Annotated in this window: 22 protein-coding genes, 2 tRNA genes and 1 pseudogene; 13 read left to right on the forward strand and 12 right to left on the reverse strand. The window is 45.5% G+C overall.

Translation table 11 applies throughout. From position 1 onward, the window contains the following. Positions 1-174: 174 nt before the first annotated feature. The 3 genes and pseudogenes from Q337_RS19355 to Q337_RS0100485 all read left to right on the forward strand — a co-directional run. Positions 175-2559 (forward strand): annotated as a pseudogene (locus Q337_RS19355) (hybrid sensor histidine kinase/response regulator); the annotation flags it as partial. Between the two features lie 58 nt (positions 2560-2617). Continuing rightward, entirely contained in the window at positions 2618-3604 is a 987-nt protein-coding gene (locus Q337_RS0100480) for a chemotaxis protein CheB (protein ID WP_026469902.1), read from the forward strand. Further along, positions 3597-4037: a chemotaxis protein CheW gene (locus Q337_RS0100485; RefSeq protein ID WP_051526452.1), complete on the forward strand. Its 441-nt coding sequence runs from the start codon at positions 3597-3599 to the stop codon at positions 4035-4037. The genes Q337_RS0100480 and Q337_RS0100485 overlap by 8 nt, the downstream gene beginning before the upstream one ends. Positions 4038-4124: 87 nt before the next feature. Here Q337_RS0100485 and dapE read toward each other — a convergent pair whose 3' ends face one another. From dapE to Q337_RS0100510, 5 genes are all read right to left on the reverse strand, one after another. Next, positions 4125-5288, reverse strand: a complete 1164-nt coding sequence (gene dapE, locus Q337_RS0100490) for a succinyl-diaminopimelate desuccinylase (protein WP_026469904.1) — start codon at positions 5286-5288, stop codon at positions 4125-4127. Positions 5289-5484: 196 nt separating this feature from the next. Then, a complete protein-coding gene (locus Q337_RS0100495) occupies positions 5485-5622 on the reverse strand; it encodes an entericidin A/B family lipoprotein (RefSeq protein ID WP_034279133.1) in 138 nt (45 codons plus the stop codon). 41 nt (positions 5623-5663) lie between these two features. Further along, the gene (locus tag Q337_RS16265) at positions 5664-6647 is read right to left on the reverse strand and encodes a DUF1853 family protein (protein WP_051526453.1); all 984 of its coding nucleotides are present in this window, start codon (positions 6645-6647) and stop codon (positions 5664-5666) included. 160 nt (positions 6648-6807) lie between these two features. After that, a tRNA-Leu gene (locus tag Q337_RS0100505) sits at positions 6808-6894 on the reverse strand. A 33-nt stretch (positions 6895-6927) separates the two neighbouring features. Then, a tRNA-Cys gene (locus Q337_RS0100510) sits at positions 6928-7001 on the reverse strand. 211 nt (positions 7002-7212) lie between these two features. Here Q337_RS0100510 and folD point away from each other — a divergent pair. The 3 genes from folD (at position 7213) to Q337_RS0100530 (ending at position 9624) form a co-directional block, all read left to right on the forward strand. After that, on the forward strand, positions 7213-8061 hold the full coding sequence (folD, locus tag Q337_RS0100520) for a bifunctional methylenetetrahydrofolate dehydrogenase/methenyltetrahydrofolate cyclohydrolase FolD (RefSeq protein ID WP_026469906.1): 849 nt from the start codon (positions 7213-7215) through the stop codon (positions 8059-8061). Next, the gene (locus Q337_RS0100525; protein ID WP_051526454.1) at positions 8062-8754 is read left to right on the forward strand and encodes a class I SAM-dependent methyltransferase; all 693 of its coding nucleotides are present in this window, start codon (positions 8062-8064) and stop codon (positions 8752-8754) included. Positions 8755-8958: 204 nt separating this feature from the next. Further along, positions 8959-9624 carry a DUF4328 domain-containing protein gene (locus Q337_RS0100530; RefSeq protein WP_156935664.1) on the forward strand — a complete coding sequence of 222 codons (666 nt, stop codon included), beginning with the start codon at positions 8959-8961 and terminating at the stop codon, positions 9622-9624. 119 nt (positions 9625-9743) lie between these two features. Here the strand turns inward: Q337_RS0100530 and Q337_RS0100535 are convergent, their stop codons facing one another. Together Q337_RS0100535 and Q337_RS0100540 are read right to left on the reverse strand one after the other, a co-directional pair. Continuing rightward, entirely contained in the window at positions 9744-10256 is a 513-nt protein-coding gene (locus tag Q337_RS0100535; protein ID WP_051526455.1) for a hypothetical protein, read from the reverse strand. Positions 10257-10467: 211 nt separating this feature from the next. Then, the gene (locus tag Q337_RS0100540) at positions 10468-12300 is read right to left on the reverse strand and encodes a phosphoenolpyruvate carboxykinase (GTP) (RefSeq protein WP_026469910.1); all 1833 of its coding nucleotides are present in this window, start codon (positions 12298-12300) and stop codon (positions 10468-10470) included. Positions 12301-12717: 417 nt separating this feature from the next. Between Q337_RS0100540 and Q337_RS0100545 the strand changes: the two genes are divergently transcribed. Next, positions 12718-13500 carry a 3-hydroxyacyl-CoA dehydrogenase gene (locus Q337_RS0100545; RefSeq protein ID WP_026469911.1) on the forward strand — a complete coding sequence of 261 codons (783 nt, stop codon included), beginning with the start codon at positions 12718-12720 and terminating at the stop codon, positions 13498-13500. A gap of 124 nt (positions 13501-13624) precedes the next feature. After that, complete coding sequence (locus tag Q337_RS0100550; protein ID WP_026469912.1) at positions 13625-14104, forward strand: YaiI/YqxD family protein; 480 nt, start codon at positions 13625-13627, stop codon at positions 14102-14104. 29 nt (positions 14105-14133) lie between these two features. On the opposite strand, the gene Q337_RS0100555 is transcribed toward Q337_RS0100550, so the two are convergent. After that, entirely contained in the window at positions 14134-14667 is a 534-nt protein-coding gene (locus Q337_RS0100555) for a DUF3828 domain-containing protein (RefSeq protein ID WP_026469913.1), read from the reverse strand. 116 nt (positions 14668-14783) lie between these two features. Here Q337_RS0100555 and Q337_RS19135 point away from each other — a divergent pair, with 116 nt between their 5' ends. Both Q337_RS19135 and Q337_RS0100570 read left to right on the forward strand, forming a co-directional pair. Continuing rightward, positions 14784-14987, forward strand: a complete 204-nt coding sequence (locus Q337_RS19135) for a hypothetical protein (RefSeq protein ID WP_026469914.1) — start codon at positions 14784-14786, stop codon at positions 14985-14987. Positions 14988-15398: 411 nt separating this feature from the next. Further along, a complete protein-coding gene (locus Q337_RS0100570) occupies positions 15399-16052 on the forward strand; it encodes a fatty acid desaturase (protein WP_228133056.1) in 654 nt (217 codons plus the stop codon). A 29-nt stretch (positions 16053-16081) separates the two neighbouring features. Here the strand turns inward: Q337_RS0100570 and speD are convergent, their stop codons facing one another. The 4 genes from speD to Q337_RS0100595 form a co-directional block, all read right to left on the reverse strand. Continuing rightward, complete coding sequence (gene speD, locus Q337_RS0100575; protein WP_211253586.1) at positions 16082-16510, reverse strand: adenosylmethionine decarboxylase; 429 nt, start codon at positions 16508-16510, stop codon at positions 16082-16084. Positions 16511-16594: 84 nt separating this feature from the next. Further along, the gene (locus Q337_RS0100585) at positions 16595-18202 is read right to left on the reverse strand and encodes a DUF4178 domain-containing protein (protein WP_026469918.1); all 1608 of its coding nucleotides are present in this window, start codon (positions 18200-18202) and stop codon (positions 16595-16597) included. Positions 18203-18238: 36 nt separating this feature from the next. Continuing rightward, positions 18239-19276, reverse strand: a complete 1038-nt coding sequence (locus Q337_RS0100590) for an SPFH domain-containing protein (protein WP_026469919.1) — start codon at positions 19274-19276, stop codon at positions 18239-18241. An 81-nt stretch (positions 19277-19357) separates the two neighbouring features. Further along, positions 19358-19756 carry a DUF350 domain-containing protein gene (locus Q337_RS0100595; protein ID WP_026469920.1) on the reverse strand — a complete coding sequence of 133 codons (399 nt, stop codon included), beginning with the start codon at positions 19754-19756 and terminating at the stop codon, positions 19358-19360. A gap of 141 nt (positions 19757-19897) precedes the next feature. Here Q337_RS0100595 and Q337_RS0100600 point away from each other — a divergent pair, with 141 nt between their 5' ends. The 3 genes from Q337_RS0100600 (at position 19898) to Q337_RS0100610 (ending at position 23607) form a co-directional block, all read left to right on the forward strand. Then, complete coding sequence (locus Q337_RS0100600; RefSeq protein ID WP_026469921.1) at positions 19898-21409, forward strand: polyamine aminopropyltransferase; 1512 nt, start codon at positions 19898-19900, stop codon at positions 21407-21409. Between the two features lie 21 nt (positions 21410-21430). Further along, a complete protein-coding gene (locus Q337_RS0100605; RefSeq protein ID WP_026469922.1) occupies positions 21431-23092 on the forward strand; it encodes an NAD(P)-binding protein in 1662 nt (553 codons plus the stop codon). 143 nt (positions 23093-23235) lie between these two features. Next, a complete protein-coding gene (locus tag Q337_RS0100610) occupies positions 23236-23607 on the forward strand; it encodes a VOC family protein (protein WP_026469923.1) in 372 nt (123 codons plus the stop codon). Positions 23608-23700 lie beyond the last annotated feature (93 nt).

Here is a 23700-nt window from a genome sequence, read left to right on the forward strand (position 1 = left end):
GATCAGGGTGAAATTACCAAAGCACCTGTTGCCACAGAAACGACGCAGCCTGTGCCAGAGCAAGCCAAGCCAGAACAGCAGGTATTACCGCAGCAAATTATTACAAGTAGCCCTATAGGCGGGGCACGCGGTTCGTATGCCAGCGCGCAGGAATGGAATGATGAAGACCGTCCTGATGCGGACATGTTGAGCCTGTTCCTTGAGGAAGCTCAGGAGCAGGTTGAACACAGTAATCAGTTATTGCAGCAATGGCTCAAAGACAGCAAAGACAAGCGTGCCTTGCTGGAACTGCAACGGAGCCTGCATACCATGAAAGGTGGTGCCCGCATGGCAGGCATTACCAGCGTGGCCAACTTTGCGCATGAACTTGAATTCGTGTATGAAGATCTGGCTACTGTGCAAAAAACGGTACCCGCACTGGTTGGTAGTCTGCTGCAACTATGCCATGACTGGCTGAATGATGCGATTACTGTACTGGAACATAACCAGCAACCACTTGAGCCTGTTGCCCTGATCCAGACCTTACAACTGTTCCGTAAGGATGCTGACAGTCTCACCAGTCTGCCACGCTTTGATGAGGCAAATCAGCAGTTCCGTCAGGATTATGCAGGACAAACCCTGTTTGAGCAGGAAAGCATTACTGAGGTACATGGCGATGGTACTGAGCCGCCTTCCATGTTTGGTTTATTTAATAGCCAGAATACTGAGCAGGCATCCAGCAATGAGATGATTCGTGTTTCCGCCAGTCTGATGGAAAAAATGATTAACCTTGCTGGTGAAAATGCGATCAATCGTGGCCGCATTGAAATGGGTGTCAATAACATTGGCTTTGTGCTTGATGAGATGGGGCTGACCATTGCCCGTCTGGCTGAACAGCTGCGCCGCATGGAAGGCGAGCTTGAGTCACAGATTCTGGCCCGTCACGAGCAGGAACGTGGGCAATATACTGACTTTGACCCACTGGAAATGGATCAATATTCTTCGCTTAACCAGTTGTCAAAATCGCTGGCAGAATCTGCTTCTGACCTTGTGGATTTTAAAAATACCCTGACAGATAAAATCCGTGATACTGAAAACCTTTTACTGCAGCAATCACGTATTCAGTCCGAGTTGCAAGATGGCCTGATGAATTCCCGTCTGGTTCCATTTTCCAGAATGTTACCCCGTCTACAGCGGGTAGTGCGTCAGACCTCAGGCGAGCTAAACAAGCCTGCTGAACTGATCATTAATAATGCTGAGGGCGAACTGGATCGTACTATTCTGGATCGTATGGTGGCACCACTTGAGCATATGTTGCGTAATGCGGTGGATCATGGTCTGGAAACTCCGGAGCAGCGTCAGGAAGCCGGCAAGCTGGCCGTTGGCCAGATTGAATTAAATATTGAACGGCAGGGTAATGAAATTATCCTGACGCTTGAAGATGATGGCAAAGGCATTAATATTCAGGCAGTGCGTCAAAAAGCAGTTGAGCGTGGCCTGATTAGTGCCGATTCCAAATTAAATGACTACGATGTCATGCAGTTTATTTTCCATGCTGGTCTGTCTACAGCAGACAAGATCACCCAGATTTCTGGCCGTGGTGTGGGCATGGACGTGGTTCAAAGCGAAATCAAGCTGCTGGGCGGTACTGTGCACGTCGATTCTGTGCAGGGTAAGGGCACACGCTTTACTATGCGCTTGCCACTAACAGTTGCCGTTGCAGATGCACTGATGGTGCGTGTGGCGGATCGCCAGTTTGCCATTCCATTGTCACAAATTGACCGTATTGTTCGGGTATCACCAGTGGCACTGGAACAATATTATCAAAGCCATGATGAAAGCTTTAACCTGGATGGCCAGAACTATCGCCTGAGATATTTGGGTGAATTCATTCAGGGCATAAAAGCACCAAACCTTCAATCACAAAGTATGTCCCTGCCTGTATTACTGGTAAAAGGCATGGGTCAATCCACAGCAATCCAGGTTGACCAACTGGTGGGTTCACGTGCCGAGATTGTGGTAAAACCAGTAGGCCAGCAGTTAACTTCCATTGACATGATTTCAGGTGCAACCATTGTGGGCGATGGTTCGGTTACTGTGATTCTGGATGCACAGGCGCTGGCACGTCGTGCTTCTGCCACAGCCCGTAACCAGGCAGTCAGCACTCAGAAAGTTACTGAAACAGCACCAAGACAGGAAAGCAAAAAACGTACAGTCATGGTGGTGGATGACTCTGTAACTGTACGCAAAGTAACGTCGCGCTTGCTTGAGCGTCAAGGCTATGATGTGGTAACTGCTAAAGATGGTGTGGATGCCATTGAGAAGCTGGAAGAGGTAACACCAGACATCATGCTGCTTGATATTGAAATGCCACGCATGGACGGTTTTGAGGTTGCCACGCTGGTACGCCATAACGAGCGTACCAATGAACTGCCAATTATCATGATTACATCCCGTACTGGTGAAAAACATCGTGAGCGTGCATTTCTGACAGGCGTAAATGCTTATATGGGTAAACCGTTCCAGGAAGCTGAGTTACTACAGAATATTGAGGAATTACTTGCCGCAGCAAGCAATTAACCCGTGGTAGCCTTTAAGCAGTACTTTGATATGGCATTAACGCTGTAGTAGTGGTGAGATGATTCCAAAGTTAATCATCGTTGCAGATGACGCACGGCAACGCCACGCCCTGACTGATGTGAGTCAGGCGTGTGGCTTTGAAATCATGCATTGTCTGGCCTCACGCCAGTTTGACGCCACAATTGCCCAGCAACAACCGGACCTGTGGATTATTGATGTTGAAAATGAAGATGACCTACTGGAGCAGATTGGCTTTGACCAGCCCATGCTCATGGGAATGACAGCAGCCCCAGCCTTTACCGAACAAATACTTTATAAACGCTGGAAGCAAGCCATTAGTCGCAAGCTGCTGACCTTGTTAAGTGATAAGGTGCCTATTTTAAACAATGCAGTTGCCTTGAACTCTGCATTGGCGGGTAATGCCAAACAGATCCTAAGTGCCAGACTGTTGCCAGCAGCATGGCGTGTGGTTTTACTGGCTGCTTCGATGGGCGGACTGGAGGCGGTAAAGGCATTTCTGGATAAGGTTTCGCCTGATTTGCCGGTGATTTTTTTGCTGGTACAGCACATTGATCCTTACATGCAATCACAGCTTCCCCGCATTTTAAGCCGCCATAACCAGTGGACATTTGAAATGCTGAATCGCTCTGAAATGCCACTGGACATGGGAAAGGTCTATATTGTTCCTGCCCAGCACCAGATTAACTTTGACCGGCAGGGGCGGGTGGTGATGCAGACTGATAGTTGGCCTGGTGCTTATCAGCCCTCTATTACCACCATGATGCATCGTGCCAGTACCGTGTTTAGAAACCAGCTACTGACCATTGTTTTTAGTGGCATGGGGGATGACGGCAGTCATTCAGCGGCTTATCAGATTAATTGTGGTGGCAAAATCTGGGCACAAACCTCGGAAAGCTGTGCCTCAGCTAGCCAGCCGGATCAGATGCGTGCCACAGGGCAAGTCTGTTTTAATGAAACACCGGAAGGGCTGGCACAACAGCTTGCCTTGGAATATAGACAAAGTAGGGAGAACAGTAATGAGTAATAATCACGAGGCCAGCTATACGATGAGTCTGCTCACTACAACAACAGGCTTTGTTGATGTCTATGTGATTGATGCAGACCAGCAACTGCCCTGGCTAATTCCACAAAATTTGGTGCTGGCAGCCTTGAGTGCAGAATCCGGTATTCAGGAAATTGAATGGCGTGACAACAATTTGCCTGTATTAAGTCTGGTGAATACCCAGATTGCCAAGCCAGTGGCACTGGTGATTGAAAGTTTAAATGGTCAGCGCTTTGCCCTGCTAACTGAAAAAATGCCGGATTCCCAGCGCGTCCGTATTTCAAGCTTGCATGATGAGGACCAACAGCCTGCCAATGATCCTTTCGTGTTTCAGGTAGTTAAAATGCAAGAACAATCCTATCAGGTGCCGGATTTTGAAAAAATCAACCAGCATCTGGCCTCACTGGCTTCTTAGGTTTTAATCTTGCTTTAAAGTAATAAAATAAAAAATAGCCAGCTTAGGTAAGCTGGCTGTGATTAACCATCAATTATTTAAAAAAATCTAAGCCAATAGATTAGTTAAAATCTGCCGATAAATTTCGCTTAAAGGTTCAAGATCATTGACATCAACGTGTTCATTAATCTGGTGAATCGTCGCATTTAACACACCCAGTTCCAGCACTTGTGCACCCGTTGGGGCAATAAAGCGGCCATCAGACGTGCCGCCACTGGTGGATAACGTGGTTTCAATGCCTTGTACCTCACGAATGGCCTGTTGTGCTGCAGCCACTAGTTCTCCTTCAGGCGTTAAAAAAGGCTGACCAGACAATGTCCATTTCAATTCATATTTTAAGCCTTGACTATCTAAAATATCATGCACGCGCTGCTTTAACTGCTCAGCGGTCACTTCAGTTGAAAACCTGAAATTAAATACAACTTCCAGCTCACCCGGAATCACATTATTGGCACCGGTTCCAGCCTGAATATTGGATATCTGGAAACTGGTGGCTGGAAAAAATGCATTGCCCTGATCCCATACTTCACTAGCCAGTGCTGCTAATGCTGGTGCGGCCCGGTGGATAGGATTATCGGCCAGATGCGGGTAGGCAACATGCCCTTGTTTACCCAGAACCGTCAAAATTCCATTGAGTGAGCCACGGCGGCCATTTTTGACAATATCACCCAGCTTGCTGGTACTCGATGGTTCACCCACCAGACACCATTTGATTTTTTCCTGACGTGCCTCTAAAGCCTCGATCACCTTAACCGTGCCATTAATGGAAGGGCCTTCTTCATCAGAGGTAATTAAAAAGGCAATTGAACCCTGATGGTTGGGATGCTGGGCGACAAAACGTTCACAGGATACTACCATGGCTGCAAGTGCGGTTTTCATATCGGCACTGCCGCGGCCATATAGCTTGCCATCGCGGATTTCCGGCTGGAATGGATCGCATGACCATTTTGCCAGATCACCTGTAGGCACCACATCAGTATGGCCCGCAAAGCAAAATAATGGGCCAGTGGTACCACGGCGTGCCCAAAGGTTATCCACGTCACCAAAGCGCATCATTTCAATCTGAAAACCGATTCTAGCCAGTCGCTCGGCCATAATAGTCTGGCAATTGGCATCATTTGGGGTTACAGAAGGACAGCGTAACAGTTGCAGGCTAAGGTCAAGGGTATCGCTATTAGATAGGTCAGAGGGATGCAAATCGGTAGTGGTCATGAATTAATCAAATATATGTTAAACCGTTGCGATATCATAACATTGATTAATTTATTGCAGTATTGATGACTAAGCGTGCCCAATAAAAAGCTGTCTGTATCAAAGCATTGTTACTAACAAAAAGCTCAGTTACTAACAAAAAGCCCATTATCGAATTGACAATGGGCTAGTCTATTTAAGCTGAATAAAGGCTTAATTACATTTTGTGCTGGGTATCAGCAGCAGTATCAGTTACTTTGTCGCCTGCTTTTGAAACGTCCTGACCAAAACCTTTCATGGTGTTACAGCCAGTTAGAACAACACCTACCAGCGCAAGAGCAGCGATTAATTTCATGTTTCTCTCCAGAAAATACAATATAGTTTGTAGCTCTAAACTTATATGATTGATATCTGATTGAAAATATCTGCTGCGTTAGGGTTAGGTTTCAAAGTGTTATGATTATTGAGGAATTTATGGCTTTTGTCAGTAATCCGTAACATGAAATGTAAAACTACTTTGTTTTCAGCGTTTAACAACAAATAAAGGCCATTGCGCCAATATACAGGATAGTGAATTGATTTGGCGTTCTGCGGAATTTCATTGGAAGGAAAATGCGTGTTTTCTACCATCCATTCCTGTCGGCTGGCATAATGCCATTTAAACCCTGCCGGTGCAGGCGGGACGGTATAGCTCCAAAACCCGGTTAAATGCTCGGGCGTTGACCACTCAGGGAAATCTACAGTAGTGCCAGCCGGATAAAATAAACGACCTTTAACAATAGCACGACGCAAGTTGATGGTGTGATCATCGGTATGGCTGACATTAAACTGGTGCTGGCACAAATGTTTAAGTTTTCGATCCAGACTATCGCGCCGGTTAGGACCTAGCCATTGTTCTGCACACAAATTGCCTTCACCCAGATAAAACTTGATGGCAACTTCCCAGTGTTCTATGTTCCGCGTGTCCTGATTTAAAATTAAAAAATCTATTTCACCTAATGTACGTTGTCCTTCCATACGTTTAATACCCCGACCCAGCAAGGTAAAAGGATGATAGGCACTATCCTGTAGCCAGAATGCCAGTAAATGTTCAAACCGGATGCCCAACCTTGTATTGCGCAAGGTGAGCATATGCTGTTCAAGTGGCAGCGGATGAGCATCCAGTTGCTGTAAGCGCGGCAGGTAATTGGCAAAGTGCTTTTGCCAGAAGCTGTCGTCTGGCAACGCAATATCTTGCGTCGGCATTAAATGATTTGTCGTTAATGCCAGCGATTCAGGCCAGTGCGCGAGCAGGGGTGGACTCGCAATACTAAAGGCCAGTTCGCGTACTAGCGGATGTTTGAATAATAACCAAGGCTGATTAGTACCAAAAAAGTCCATTATTTTTTGAAAAATTTAAGAGAGCGGCAGAATAGCAGTAAATTTTCAGGAGTTGAAATAGGGAAGGGGAAAATAAGCCATAAATAAAAAAACTACCAGACCCTGTAATATTAAAGGAGGCACTTTTATGACAATTTTTTAAATATGAACTTTTGAAGAATGGTGCCCCGAGCCAGAATCGAACTGGCACGCCCGTTAAGGCGAGGGATTTTAAATCCCTTGTGTCTACCGATTTCACCATCGGGGCCAAGTTGATAACAACAGGTTTCTAAAAAGAAACTGGAGGCGCGATCCGGAGTCGAACCGGACTAATCGGATTTGCAATCCGGTGCATAACCGCTTTGCTATCGCGCCAACTGATTGCATGACTGGCATGGTTGCCTGTCTTGCCAGCGAAAAAGCATTGCTTTATGACCGCTGTTCAGGCCGACAATATTATCAGCCTGAAAAAAAAATACAAGCAAATCAGGCTGACATTATGGCTAAAAAGACAGCATTCACGTCAAAACTTATGCCTGCATTTAAGGTATCATGCGCATAGTCATAAAATTGCGGAGAAATGATTGTGGCAAACTTGCTGGATGGTCGTGCATTAGCTGCAAAAATTGAACAGGATTTAAGCCAGCGCGTGGCAGCCTTAAAAGAAAAAACCGGACGTACGCCAATTCTGGCCACGATTCTGGTCGGTGATGATGGCGCGTCGGCTACCTATGTGCGTATGAAAGGCAACGCCTGCCGCCGCGTGGGTATGGATTCGCTCAAGATTGAACTGCCGCAATCCACGACCACCGAGCAATTACTGGCTGAAATTGAAAAGCTGAATGCCAATCCGGATGTGCATGGCATTTTGCTACAACACCCGGTGCCTGAACAAATTGACGAGCGTGCCTGTTTTGATGCCATTAACCTGAATAAAGATGTAGATGGCGTCACTTGTCTGGGTTTTGGCCGCATGAGTATGGGCGAGCCAGCCTATGGTTCTGCAACACCGCAAGGCATTATGACCATTTTAAAAGAGTACGGCATTGAGATTGCAGGCAAGCATGCGGTAGTCGTTGGCCGTAGTGCGATTCTGGGCAAGCCGATGGCCATGATGCTACTGGCTGCCAATGCCACCGTGACCATTTGTCATTCCCGTACCCGGAACCTACCTGTGCTGGTGAAGCAGGCAGATATTGTGGTTGGTGCAGTGGGTAAGGCCGAGCTGATTAAAAAAGACTGGATCAAGCCAGGTGCAGTGGTGGTTGATGCTGGTTTTCACCCACGCGCGGACGGTGGCGTTGGCGATATTGAGCTGGTTGGCATTGAAGCCATTGCCAGCAGCTATACGCCTGTACCGGGCGGGGTGGGACCAATGACCATTACCACGCTCATCCGCCAGACTGTCGAAGCGGCTGAAAAGGCACTGGGTTAAATGCAGGCAGTGTCCAGTATAGGAGCGCAGCAAGCGCCAGCATCAGCGCCTGAAGTGTTGTTACAGGCGTTACATCAGGTGATTCCAGCCACGGGTTTAAGTTGCCAGCGTTTGCCCGGCACATTGATTGATTTGTGGTTAATTCCACCGGATTTGCCAACAGAGCGCATGGATGATGAAGTGGTGCGGCGCATCTGGAATGACACGCCATACTGGATTTTCTGCTGGGCTTCCGGGCTTGCGATGGCCCAGTGGTTACTTGCTGAACCGCATCATGTAAAAGATAAAGAGGTACTGGATTTTGGTGCAGGTTCTGGTGTAGTAGCCATTGCCGCAAAAATGGCAGGTGCCAAACGGGTGATTGCCTGTGATATTGACCAGATTAGCCTGATTGCCTGCCGGGAAAATGCCTTGCTGAATCAGGTTGAGCTGGAATATCTGGATGACCTGTATGCCTATACTGAACAGGCGGATGTGCTGTTAGCTGCCGATGTGCTGTACGATCAGAGCAACCGGTTTTTTCTGGATGAATTTTTGAAATTTGGCAAACAGGTCTGGGTGGCTGATTCGCGGGTAAAGAATTTTTCACACCCGGCTTATGAAAAAGTGGATGAACGTAGCGCGACCACCTGGCCTGATCTGGATGAAGCGAAAGAATTCAGGAATGTAAGTTTTTATCGCACTATCAAGTGACTATAAATTCTGTGGTTAATGATTAAGAAAATTTAATGCTGGGCGCATTTTATCGGCAAAAGATGGCATTTCAAGGTTAAATTTGGCTATATTAGCAGTCGGTTGAACCTTGAAAAGCTTTTTATAGGGCGCTCACGGTACACATTTAAAATTAGAATCAGTCACTTATCCAGTGAACACCTAAAATATTAAAGGCATATTACTGTGAAGTATTATCGTTATACCGATTTAGTCTGGTTAAATCGTTGCTTATACACTCTGCTTTTCCCCCCTGCCATATTGACCATCATTGGCCTGCTGCATGGTTTATACAGCTTGCAGCGCTTGCGTGGGCAGTCATCGCTGGCCGCACTGGACAGCTTGAATCCTGACCTGTCACACATGCTAATGCTGGATGGCATTTTGCGGGTTTCCCAGATTAGCCTCACCATCCTCATGCTGACTTTCTTTGCCTTCTGCTGGTTATATTACGCCAAGCGAAACCTGATTGCGCTGTTTCAGCAGGTGGAGCACTGTTTGATTAATAATCTCAAGCAATTTGCCAACCTGTTTATCAGCATTTTCTTTTCCTTACGCATGATGCGGGAATTATGGCGCACCAGTATTCCCAAAAACCATCGTCATGGTATTCAGCACTGGCTGGTTCCAGTGTGGTGGGTAATTCTGATTGCAGCCAATACCTGTAAAATCGTGGCAGTGGTGCTACTGGCTAAGGCCGCCACAGTAGGCGACTGGTTTAATGGCTATGAGTGGATGCTGGCCGCTTACTGCTTTTATTTTCCCTTGTATATTTTGACCTGGCGACTGGCAAACCAGTTGGCCCGTTACCAGAAAATCCAGTGGCAACAGCTGATGACCCAAAGCGCTTAAGTAAAAAATAACTGCTTAAGCAATATCGCATCATCCACTGGTTTTAATGGGTTGATTAAAGTCTTGCCCAAAAAAGCCCGCTGCTCAATAGCATCGGGCTTTTTTTATTTTCTATATTCTTAACGTAAGCAGGCAGCCGTAACTTGCTTTAAAGTATTGGGACTGGCATTTAGCATGTCCATTCCTGCGGTATTACTGCTATTTGATAGTTTGGGCGTGGCAGACAAGCCAAATGAAGTGCGCTCACTATTACCTAGCGGCACAGTGCTGTTATTGACGTTATTGTTAAAGCTTTCCTGCTGGTTGAGATTGGCAAATTCTTTTTGATCCAAAATATTAATGTTCACTGGCGTGTTCAGGGCTAATCCCAGTTCTTTGGCACAGGCTTTTTGCAGCTTCTGGCTGATTATCTGATCGGTAGTTTTGCTGTCCAGTGTATAGCTGATAATCACCTGATCCGGATTACTGGGTTCACGCTGATAACCGGTTTTTCCATTATAAGGTTGAATGCTTTGGCAGGCCGTAAGTCCCATAGCCGCCATCATTAAACCCAGTAGCGTAGCTTGTGACCACGCGGCCTGTTTTAGCCTTGTTTTAGCAATCCGATTGTTGTTCTCGTCATTTTTTATCATGAGGGTTATCCTTTAATTGGGGTGGTAGGCAAAACGTTCAGAAATTATTGCACAAGATTTAAAAACAAAATTTCCTGAATTGTGCAAATGATGTCATTAAAAGCCGGCTGTACTAAAAATCAATTACTCTTAAAAAATGGATGATCTTGAAAAAGCAAATAGCAGGCATAAAAAAGAGCCGCCAAAGCGACTCTTTTAAAGCAACCTGAAACTAGGCTACTTTTTCAACATTAATAGCCTGAACCAACTGTTCACGGCGCGCTTTCAACGCTTCTGGCACATGGTTGCCGATTTTATCAAACAGTTCAGCATGGCTCTCCAGCTCTGTGTTCCACTGTTCTGCACTTTGTGAGGTCACTTGTGCAAATTGTTCAGCAGTGAAGTCAGAACCTGTCCAGTTCAGTTGTTCATAGCTTGGTACATAGCCAATTGGGGTTTCAGTGGCTTCAGCACGGCCTTCGCAACGGTCAATGATCCATTCCAGAACGCGCATGTTCTGACCAAAACCTGGCCAGATAAAGTCGCCATTTTCATCACGACGGAACCAGTTCACATTGAAAATCTTGGGCAGCTTGGCACCGGATTGTTCCAGTTTTTCGCCCAGATTGAGCCAGTGCTGGAAGTAGTCACCCATGTTGTAGCCAGCAAATGGCAGCATGGCAAACGGATCACGACGAACAATACCTTGCTGGCCAACAGCAGCAGCAGTGGTTTCAGAACCCATGGTCGCAGCTTTATATACGCCATCCACCCAGTCAAATGCTTCTACCACTAAAGGTACAGTATCGGCACGACGTCCACCAAAGATAAAGGCAGAAATCGGGACACCGGCTGGGTTTTCCCAGTCCGCATCAATGGATGGACACTGGCTGGCAGATACGGTGAAGCGGGCATTTGGATGCGCAGCCTTGCTACCAGATTCAGGTGTCCACGGCTTGCCAGTCCAGTCTGTAAGACCTGCTGGTGCTTCTTTGCTTAAACCTTCCCACCATACTTCGCCATCTTCAGTCACCGCAACGTTGGTATAAATCACGTTCTGGTTCAGGGTAGCCATACAGTTCGGATTGGTTTTGGTATTAGTACCTGGCGCAACACCAAAGAAACCAGCTTCGGGGTTAATGGCATACAGCCGGCCATCTTCACCCGGCTTAATCCAGGCAATATCGTCACCGACGGTTTCAACTTTCCAGCCTTCAAAGCCAGCTGGTGGAATCAGCATGGCAAAGTTGGTCTTGCCACAGGCAGATGGGAATGCTGCCGCAACGTAATGTTTTTCACCTTGTGGACTGGTTAAGCCCAGAATCAGCATGTGTTCAGCCAGCCAGCCCTGATCGCGGCCCATGACTGAAGCAATGCGCAGCGCCAGACATTTTTTGCCCAGCAATGCATTACCACCGTAACCTGAACCATAAGACCAGATTTCACGGGTTTCAGGGTAGTGAACGATGTATTTGGTATCGTTGCACGGCCAGGTAACATCTTGCTGGCCAGCTTCAAGCGGCGCACCCACTGAATGTACGCATGGCACAAACTCACCATCAGTACCCAGCACGTCGTACACCTCTTTGCCCATACGCGCCATCATACGCATATTGACAACTACATAAGGAGAGTCAGACAGCTCAATCCCAATGTGTGCAATATGGCTTCCCAGTGGACCCATGGAGAAAGGAACCACATACATGGTGCGGCCACGCATACAGCCTTCAAATAGACCATTCAAGGTTTGACGCATTTCAGCCGGATCAGTCCAGTGATTGGTTGCACCGGCATCTTCCTGCTTTTCAGAGCAGATAAAGGTACGGTCTTCAACACGGGCAACGTCAGATGGGCTGGAATTAGCAAGATAGGAATTTGGATGTTTTTCTTGGTTTAGTTTGCGCATAGTGCCGTTTGCAACCATGAGGTCCAGCAGGCGTTGGTTTTCTTCTTCACTGCCGTCGCACCATTCAATGCGGTCAGGTTGCGTCAATGCTGCAATTTCTTCCACCCAAGCGATCAGTTTAGGGTGGCGAACGAATTCAGGTGCGTTCACTTTGGTCATGGTGAGGCCTATCTTTAATGTAGAAGCGCATATTCGGATCACGAATTACAGCGCCAGAAAAATTGTTGGTCTATTAAACCACAAAAGCAGTTTTTATTTAAGATACCTTTTTATACCAATAAGTGACTTGCTATATTAAAAAATCTTTAAAAATCAATTGATTGATTTGTAAATTAGGCAAAGTATTTAGGTAAAATATGATTATGTTATACTCATCATTTTAAATTATGATATTAATAAGTTATTGTTAAAGTTAATTTTTATAGAAAATCTATACTACGTAAAATTTTGTAGAGCCGATAAAGCGGTGTTTTTGGCCTAGGTTGTGGCAAATAATGCTAATAAATTTTGGATGAATCTCAGGTATGATTTTTCGGTTTTTAGATGAATCCCCTAAGTGGTAATAAGGAGCAGGTAATGCATTTACAGGATAAAGTGGCCATTGTTACTGGTGGCGCGTCAGGTCTGGGCTTGGCAACGGTAGAAGCCTTTGTAAACAAGGGCGCCAAGGTGGTGATTTTTGACCTGAACCAGCAGCAAGGCGATGAAGTAGCGAATCGTTTAAATGCGGCACATGGCGATAATGTGCGTGCTTTAGCCGTTGATGTAACCGATGAAGTGGCTGTGCATGCAGCGATTCAGCAAGTGGTGTCTCTGTTTGGTGGCTTACATATTTGTGTGAACTGCGCTGGCATTGGTTCGGCAACGCGTACCGTGGGTAAAAATGGGGCGCATCCGTTAAGCACGTTTGCCAAGGTAATTCAGATTAACCTGATTGGCACGTTTAACGTCACCCGTCTAGCGGCTGAAGCCATGCAGCATAATACACCGGTTAATGAGGATGGCGAGCGTGGCGTGATTATCAATACTGCATCCGTGGCAGCTTTTGATGGTCAGATTGGTCAGGTGGCGTATTCAGCATCTAAAGGCGGTGTTGTTGGGATGACCTTACCGTTAGCGCGTGATCTGTCAGTGATTGGCGTGCGAGTAAACTGCATTGCACCGGGAATTTTTAATACCCCGCTGATGAATAGCTCACCTGATTCGGTGAAAATGCCATTGATTGAAATGACCCAGTTTCCCAAGCGTTTAGGACATCCGAGTGAATATGGCCAATTTGCCGTGCACATCGTTGAAAACAGCTTTATGAATGGTGAAACGATTCGTCTGGATGGTGCAATCCGTATGGCACCGCGCTGATTCGTAATGTTGCAATGACAGTGGGGTATCAGACTTCACTGTTATTGATAAGAATAAAAAATCATAATTGCTTTGTTGAGCCATCCATTTTAGGCTTAACGAAAATTTCAATCTTTAACCTATTATGACCGAACCACAAACACCTGCCAGTTTTCATTTATGGATTGATGCCGATGCTATTCCTCGCATTTTGCGCGATATTATTTTTCGGGCATCGGATCGTCACTTGCTGGGCGTTACGTTTGTCGCCAATCAGCCACTGGGCATTAAGCCGTCTATCCGGATTAAATCCATTCAGGTGACGCATGGAGCGGATAGTGCAGACCGTGAAATTGTCGAGCGTATGCAGGCTGGTGATATTGTGGTGACACAGGATATTCCACTGGCCGCACAGGTGATTGAAAAAGGCGGCACTGCCATTCATCCGCGTGGAGATATTTACACACCGGACAATGTACGTGCACGTTTGCATTTGCGTGACTATATGGAAGTACTGCGTGGGGCAGGGGTACAGACTGGCGGGCCACCACCCATTTCGGATAAGGAAAAAAAGGCCTTTGCCGATTCGCTGGAAAAAACCATTCAAAAGCAGAGGCGTCAATAAATTTACACTTCTGCTAAGGCGTAGAAGTGCTACTGTTGAGCGGATTTATTGAAATAGGTTTTAAGATCATGCTGAAGGTTAGATGATTGCTGATTAATCACACCAGAAATGATGTTATTGATTTTCCAGTTATTGTTAATTTTTAGAAATTCAAAAGTTACCTGAGTTGGTACATGAAAGTTTTCAAAATTTACTTTGAGATAACCTTTATTTTTATCGGTTATAAACTTTGAAATGGTTAGTTTTTTAATTTCATAATCTTGTCCAGCAACAATAAAGTCGTGATCCAATGCACAGATTCCTTCCTGCTGCGTGCAAGTGTTTTCCAGTTTTAATAATTTGGTTAACTGAGGAGTAGCACGATGAATAATAACATCCGTAAAATTTTCAGGTTGATTTATCGCTGCTGTGGAATGTTGTGCGGCGAGGTAGGATGCGTAGATTTGGCCAACCCAGACTTTTGGTTCACTGGTGGCAGAATAAGGCGCAGGAGCAGCATTACTTATTGATATGGTTGAAAGCAGTATTAAAGAAAATAAAGTGTAAAAATTTAAAATTTTCATATTGATAGCTCTGACTAAAACAATTATATAAGTTTCGGATATTCCTAAAATGGAACGTTTGCTTTGTATCAGCAAACGAAAGTAAAAAACAGATGATTATGAATTAGGACAGCGTGATGGAAACCAGTCAGCTACTGCTCGGTGTACTATTTAGCTCAATTGGATTGGGTTACTTTATCTACGGCAAAAAGCAAAAAACCATTGTGCCATTTTTATGTGGTCTGATATTAATGATTTTTCCGTATTTTGTGGAAAACACAGGATTGCTCATTTTAATTGGAGCGGTGATATCGGCAGTGCCTTATTTCATCAGGTTATAAATATTTAAATTTGAGTATGTATACAAAGTTATTGGAAATTATTTTAATAAGCAGTATAAATCAACTAATAACAAATTAAACGTAGTAAGCCCTGTTAGGAGCTTGTAATGATAGAAAAAATTGAAATAGCTCGCATCAAGATGCAAAGTCCTTTAACCAATGCGGTTGATGGGCAGGTGAGATGGTCACCTATAAAATCATTATGGATTTTCACCCATCTAGCCATTACTATCATTGGTGGAATCTATACCTTTTCTTTAGAGACTTTACTGGTATTTTTGTTTACGACTGCTGCAACGCTATGCTTTGGGCACTCATTAGGAATGCATCGTAAGCTAATCCATCACAGCTATCAGTGCCCTAAGATTTGTGCATTTAGGGACACTTGTTGGCCTGGCTGGACCTTTCGGGATGGTATACACCCATGATTTAAGAGATTGGGCACAACGGCAGGCAGATTGCCATTCTTATTTACGTCATGGCGAAACGATCTGGAAAGATGGTTGGTGGCAATTATATTGTGATTTAAAGCTCAAGCATCCGCCTGTTTTTGTACCTGAAAAGTCTTTAAGAGATAATCCAGTTTACCGCTTTATGGAAAAAACATGGATGCTGCAACAGCTTCCATTACTGCTAATCTTATTTGCACTTGGAGGTATATCTTGGGTTATCTGGGGTATTTCTGCAAGAATTGTGGTTTCTGTAACAGGGCATTGGCTGATTGGCTATTTTGCCCATAACCATGGTGAAATGGACAATGAGGTCGTAGGAGCGGCTGTGCAGGGGCATAATGTAAAATGGGCTTCATACATTACCATGGGTGAATCCTGGCACAACAATCATCATGCCTATCCAGAATCAGCAATTTTAGGAATTTATGATAATCAGCCTGATCCAGGTTGGTGGGCGCTAAATGCATTAAGTAATTTAGGTTTGGTTTGGAATATTGTTTTGCCTGAGAATTTACCGTACCGCAAAAATCTGAAGGCATTAACCTATAGGGCAATTGATGGCGCAGGTACGAAAGTACCTTATAAATGTCCTGTGTTAGGTTTATTACGTTAAAGGTTTAAATACCTTAATGAAAAAATTCATTAAGGTATTCCTCTACTGTAATTACTTAATTTACTGTGTTCGGCTTCAAAAGCTTCTTGTAAATAGCTTAAAGCCACCTCAATCTGATGTTCTCCACACATAAAAATGTCAATCGCGGCAAATTGATATTCTGGCCAAGTATGAATACTCATGTGCGATTCACTCAGCAGCAAAACACCAGTAACGCCCTGATACAGGCCAAAAGAGTGAAAATGTGATTGCAAAACAGTGGCATTGGCAATTTTTGCAGCATGACGAAGTATAACTTCAATTTTTTCAGTATTGCAGGCCAGATCAGCGTTAATCCCATAAAGATCTAATAAGCTATGCTGTCCAATTGCAATTAAATTCTGGCTATTCATATTATTTATGCCAGCTTCCGGTATTGCTGTAATGGCCGCCCCCTGAGGTGCTGGAGTTCCAGCCACGATTCTCACTGACCAGCCAGTAATTAAATAAGGTAGCTAATATAATAATGGCTACATAAAACCAGAAATATGTCTCTTTCATTATTATGCTTCTTGATCAAATGGCTTTCCTAAAAGCACATAAATAAGATAACTGACCCCACAAACAATGAGCAGGCTAATCGTGCTGGAAAAACTCATAAAAAATGCCGGAAGATTAATTAATCCATAAGCTAGTAGCAAGAATATGGCGGCTCCTTTACCGGACTTTTGCTGGAATTTATTTTTACGATTAACCCGATTAAGGGCAGCCCGATTACGCTGTTCTGTCGTTGTTCGCTGTCCTGCCGTTGCTGACAGCAATGTTGGTTTTTGAAACCATGTGGCTACCTGCTGAGCGCTGACTGCCTTACTGCTACTCCATGCCATCTCGTACTTGCTATATTCAGCACAAACCTTGAGTTGTTCAGTGCCATAATCACTATAACAGGTGATGTCATCAGGCTGAATCTGCCAGTAAAAAGCGCCTGCTGCATAATCAACCCGGCCCCCGTAATCATATAACTTGCCCATCAGTTGCCCATTATCATTGTAGGGCTGTTGATTCAGGTTCAATTTTGGCCATTGATTTAAAGTGGTTGAGATTGCCCACTCATGCTGGGTTGTTTCAATTAGCCATAGAAAACCTTTTTTCGAGTTATACAGCAGGTATTCCAGCCAGCCCTCTGTAGTGATAGACATGCGGCTACTTTCACCCAACATGATGCGCCATGCATCGCTGCTTTCAATTTCGGTTTTTTTAACCAGACCAATGACTGTCCAGCATACGTCATCAATCTTGCCAGTCTCACCCAGTGACAGGCTAAAGGCCTTTTCAGTCTTTTGGCGAAAATTATAGACTTCGATAACACGAGCCTGATCGGTGCTTAAATCAATATGCGCATGACAACTTTTGCAAATGGCATCCTCGGTCATCTGCTGCGCCCAGATAATCCGGCTGCCACACTGTGGACACTGGCTGGCTTTTTGCTCACCTTTTAACTTGCCTGCCTGTTGCAGTATGGTGTCTTTGGAGCGCAAATTCTGGCAGTGAAGCGTATCCAGTGTGGTCACTGTGCCTGCGTAGACAATGGGCTGCTGGCCATTTTCACTAAAGTCCAGGGTAATAAAGCGCTGCTCGCTGCGAAAGTCTGCAACTTTTAAAGCCTGATCCTGTTTAACTGGATAGGGGAGTTCGCCCTGTGCATTGGCCTGAGCTGCTGTAGCTTGCCGCACATCGGCTGCCATATAGCGTACGGTTTGATAGTTAAGGACGCTTTTGCCTGCTTTTAGCTGCTGAAACGATAGTTTATAGGCAGGGGGCAGCTTGCCTTGCAAGCGGGTAAACACATACTGATCGCCTGATTCTGACAGCCAGCCATAGCTGCCATCACTGAACAGGGCATACCATTCATTCCATACGCCGCGGTCATAACGGATTTGTGAGCGGCCAATCAGGGTAAAGGCCTTGCCCTCAAAAGTGCCTGAGCTATACAGTTGAAGTGGAGAGTAATCCTCAATGATCGCGGATTTTTTACCACTATCAGTGAGGCTTTGCTCTGTGCGCACCAGTGAGCTTTGGCAATATTGGCACACCACCACCACTGCAGTTGCCGAATAGACTGCTACTGGTGCACCACAACAGGGGCAGACTGTTGAAAAAATTGAATCCATCAGGTTTTCCGCTAAGACCTCTGCAATTAGTCCAAATTACTGACTCAATAATTTTTTCAAGACTTCCGCTTTGGCATCATCATAATCCTGCTGGGAAATCAGGTTTTGTTCCAGCAAGGTTTTCAGGGTTGCCAGTTTTGCCTGAGGATTTTCATTGCCTGATGGCTGTGTTGCGGTGGCCGCTTGCGGATTATGCGCAGGTGTTTGGCCCGATAGAGAAGCATTCATAGCATTGCCCATCAGTTGTCCCATGCCCATGCCAGCCGCCAAACCTGCACCAATACCTGCAAGTCCACCTTCATTCTGGGCAGCCAGCGGAATACTGGTGGCTGTCTGGTACTGGGTATAGCGGTTCATGTCGCCAATAATGCCCATTGAAATACGTTCTTCCAGCTTCTTTTGCAGCGTTTCGGGCAGGGTAATACTTTCTACGGTAAAGCTGTCCAGTAATAGGCCCAGACGCTCGAATGAAGGCGCCAGCACTTCAGTCATCTTCTGGGACAGCAACACCTGATTGGCTGCCATGTCAATAAAGGGAATGTCCGAGTTACCAAAGGCACTACTTAAATGGGTCACAATGATATTGCGCAGTTGTTCTTCCAGCATAGCACCTGTGTATTCACTGCCAACACCGCTAACTTCACGAAAAAATAGCGCAGGATTGACCAGCCGGTAGCTATACATGCCAAAGGAACGCAGGCTCACCATGCCAAAATCCTGATCGCGAACAGTAACAGGTTGCGCCGTACCCCAGCGTCTGGACAGTTGCAATCGAGTATTAAAAAAATACACATCCGATTTAAAGGGTGATTCAAATAGCTTGTCCCAGTGTTTCAGGTTGGTCAGCACCGGAAGTGTACGGGTATTTAAAGTATACAAACCCGGCGCAAGGGCATCGGCAGCAATCCCTTCATTCACAAACAATGCCATTTGTGATTCACGCACCGTCAAACTGGCGCCGTTTTGAATTTCCTCATCCTGCATGGGAAAGCGCCACATCAACAGCTCGTTATCGGGTTTTGCCCACTGGATGACGTCAATAAACTGTTTCTTGATAAAGCTGCCGAGTGACATTGTTGTTCTCCTAAAGGTGATGCAAGTCAGTTGTTATAATCAAATAAATTCAATAAACCCATATCATGGGATATGTGTAGTTTAACTCAGGCAAGCGGCATTGATTAGCCCAACAGACAGTGACAGGGAGCCAAACAATGCACCCACTGCAATATTATTGTTCTGCAAGTGCATGCTGGCATCCCGAATCAGGCGACTGCCAGCAAAGAAAATCAGGATTTGCACTAGCGCTGCTGCAAACGACCAGACCAGAAAGCTGGGAATATTCATGGTATGCATGATGCTGGAAGCCAGGGTAATACTAAAGCCAATCTGTGCACCGCCAAATGATAAGGCACAGGCAATATTACCTTCACGGATGAGAGTAATTTCCTTAACCGGAGTGACCTTAACGTAAACCACCGCAAAAATCATGAGTACAAACAAGCTTAAGCCCATGTATTTTAGATATAAAAGATATTGTGTCAGTATGATTGTCATTTAAGTTCCCACAAATGGGTATTGTCAGTATTTGCCTCAGCCCATCGTTACCTAAGATGTGCCTTGCAGTAATGGGAGTCAGGCGATGTGAATCAAGCTATGTTAAGCTACTTTATAATAAACAAATGATTAATATTTTAAATGCTTAATCGAACTTTAATTATTTCAGTCTTTGTGGTGGCATCCTGTGGGTTGGCGTATGAACTGGTTGCTGCTGCACTGGCCAGTTACCTGTTGGGGGATTCTGTTTTACAGTTTTCATCCATTATCGGGGCTTATTTGTTTGCGATGGGAATTGGCGCCCATTTGACCCGTTATATTAAAGATGAAGATATTTTACACCGTTTTGTGGATATTGAGCTTCTGGTTGGCTTGATTGGCGGACTATCGGCACTGCTGCTATTTATTATTTTTTCATTTGCCGATGCACCATTTCGCATGGTGCTGTATGCGGTGGTTTTGCTGATTGGGACTGTGGTCGGCATGGAAATTCCACTGGTAATGCGGGTTTTAAACCAGCATCAGGCCGAGTTTAAGGAAATTGTTAGCCGGGTGCTCACCTTTGATTATCTGGGTGCACTGGCGGTTTCACTGTTGTTTCCACTGATTTTGGCACCAAAACTGGGCATGGCACGGACAGCATTACTGTTTGGGATCTTAAACGTACTGGTTGCCATGCTGACGATCCGGGTATTTAGGCACCAATTGCAGTATGCCAGACAGCTTCAACTCAAGGCATCGGTGGTATTACTGATGCTGGTAACCGGTTTTTTATTTGCTGACCGACTCACTTTCTGGGCTGAACAATCCTATTTTGGCGATCCAGTGGTTTATAGCAAAAGTACGCGCTACCAGCGTATTGTCCTGACGCGCTGGCATGATGATGTGCGCTTGTTTTTAAACGGCAATTTGCAGTTTTCGTCGAGGGATGAGCATCGCTACCATGAGGCGCTAGTGCTGCCTGCAATGGAAATGGTCCCACATGCCAGACAGGTGCTGATCTTGGGTGGTGGTGATGGTTTGGCTGCCCGGGAAGTTTTAAAATATCCAAAGGTTGAAAAAATTACCCTGATTGACCTTGATCAGCAAATGACTGATTTATTTAAACAGTCAGCAACTCTGGCCCAGTTGAATCACAATTCCTTTCGTAATCCTAAAATGCACATTGTGCATGCTGATGCAGGACAATGGCTGGAAAGCAATCGACAACAGTTTGATGTGATTATTATTGATTTACCTGATCCCTCCAATTTTTCACTGGGGAAGCTGTATTCAGTGCCGATGTATCGCATGGTACTCCGGCATTTGTCTGAACATGGCAAGCTGGTAGTGCAGTCAACCTCACCCTATTTTGCGCCACATGCCTTCTGGTGCGTAGTAGAAACCCTAAAAACAGCCGGAGCTTATACCAAACCCTATCATACCTATGTGCCTTCATTTGGTGAGTGGGGATTTGTGCTGGCAGGGCGAATTAATGATTTTAAGATTCCACGCAGTTATCAGGTGCCAACCCGTTTTCTGGATCAGGCATCCACTCAGGATATGTTTATTTTTCCCAAGGATATGCAGCCCAAACAGGTGCAGCCCAATTATCTGAATACACAGGCACTGGTCAGCTATTTTGAGCAGGACTGGCACCAGAACATACGCTAAGGCTAAAAACCAGAAATTTGCATGAAAATACCCTATTTTTCCCGACGTCGATTTATGGCTCATGCATTGGGCTTAAGTGGTGCAACCCTGATTCCCTGGTCGATTTATCAGCATAAATTCGGTGGCTTGCCGCCAGTTAATGTGGATTATCCGGGCATGGCAGCGGGGCATTATTTGCGGGATCACCCGATACATCATAAACCTGTGACTGAGCATCAATGCGATATCCTCATTTTAGGGAGTGGCGCCGCAGCACTAACTGCCGCATGGCAGCTAAAGAAACAGGGAAAAATTGGATTTGTGATGCTGGAAGGACCAGAACCCAATGGTAACAATGCAGGGGGGTATGACCGTGAACTCAGCTTTCCAACAGGTGCGCACTACCTGAGCTTACCATCTGAACAGTCCAGTCATGTGCGGGAATTGCTGTCTGATCTAGGCATTCTTAAGCAAAATATGGATCAGGCCAGACCTGCGTATGATGAACGGCTGCTAACCAATGCGCCTGAGGGGCGGCTATTATATCAGGGTCAGTGGCTTAGTGATTTATTGCCTGCGCAGGATCAGGACAGCATCCGTTTTTTTAAATTGGTTCACCAGTTAGGCCGTTCGACAGGGCAGGATAAGCAGCCCTTGTTTGCAATTCCAGTGGCGCTTTCTTCACAGGATGCACAGTGGCGACAACTGGATCAGCTCACTTTTAGGCAATGGCTGGATCAAAATGACTATCACTCAGCTACGTTGCGTTGGTATCTGAATTACTGCTGTCGGGATGATTACGGGCAGGGAATTGATCAGGTATCGGCTTGGGCAGGACTGCATTACTTTGCCTCACGGGTGCAGTCCCAAGCGGAACATGCCAGTTATCTGGTGTGGCCTGATGGCTTGGCAGGTTTGTCCAATAAAATCAGGGCCTATATCAATTTTCAGGGCACAAATATTCAGGAATTTCAATCTCAGCCCATACCACAGGCAATGGCTGGTTTTGCCACCAAGATTATTGAACATCCAGATTATGTTGAAGTATGGACAGCAAGCTATTACGGCCAGCAGATACATACTGCCTGTTTTAAAGCCAGACAGGTGATTTGTGCTATGCCGCTCTATATGGCAGCCCGCCTTGTTGAGAATATTCAGCAGTATGGTTTTGATCCCAGCCAGCACTTACCTGCGTATGCGCCTTGGCTGGTGTCCAATTTTACGTTAAAGCAATATCCTGAAGAACTAAAAAATGAGCCACTGGCCTGGGATAATGTGGTGTATGAGGGCAAAGGACTGGGTTATGTGGTTGCAACCCATCAGTGGATACGGGTGGCGAAACCACCGCGTACTGTCTTCACTGCCTACACAGCGCTTGATTTTGACAAGCCTGACAAGATTCGTTACTGGTTGCGTCATGCGAGCAAGAAGGAGCTGCTTGAAAAAGCCAGTGATGACTTGCTGCAAGTGTATGGCAAGCGATTTTGGCAATGTGTTGAGCATGTTAATATCACCGTCCGTGGTCATGCAATGGCAACTCCTTTACCCCGACGCTTTGAAAATACGGGATTGCTTGCCCTACAGCAACATCACTCACGTCTGTTATTTGCGCACGCTGATTTATCAGGCTATTCGATTTTTGAGGAAGCTGCCTGGTGGGGTTATCAGGCTGCAAAACATATCATTAAGCAGGACTTGGGGTAACTGCTTTTTGATTGGTCTTATAAATTGAATTGATTGTGTTGCGTTCAGCAATCCGCTAAAAAACACTGATATAAAAAGTTTTAATCATCATTTTTATTGCAAAAACCAAAAATCATTATCGCTAAATGAAGGAATTAAAAACCATGTGTATTGATCATATTGGACTTTCTGTCAGTCATTATAAGACCAGCAAGGAATTTTTTTGCAGCATATTAGAGCCGCTTGGCATTCAGCTTATTACTGAAACCCACGGCTGGGCAGGTTTTGGCAAGGATGCAAAGCCATCGTTCTGGCTGGGTGAGAAAATTCCGGTACAACAGGGCATGCACCTTGCATTTGTGGCGGAAAACCGTGAACAGGTACGTCAGTTTTATCAGGCTGCACTGGCTGCCGGAGCAACTGATCATGGTGCGCCCGGTATTCGTGAATATTATCATCCCAACTATTACGGCGCATTTGTCATCGGCCCGGATGGACACAATATAGAAGCGGTTTGTCATCAGCCAGAGGCTTAGCGTTTTGTATTTTTCAGGTCATTAATAATACGATGATCTGACAATGACTAAGAGTTTATTACATTGAGAAGCTGCTGATGAGCCCCCATTAAA

Source organism: Alkanindiges illinoisensis DSM 15370 (genome assembly GCF_000619845.1).
Lineage (GTDB): Bacteria > Pseudomonadota > Gammaproteobacteria > Pseudomonadales > Moraxellaceae > Alkanindiges > Alkanindiges illinoisensis.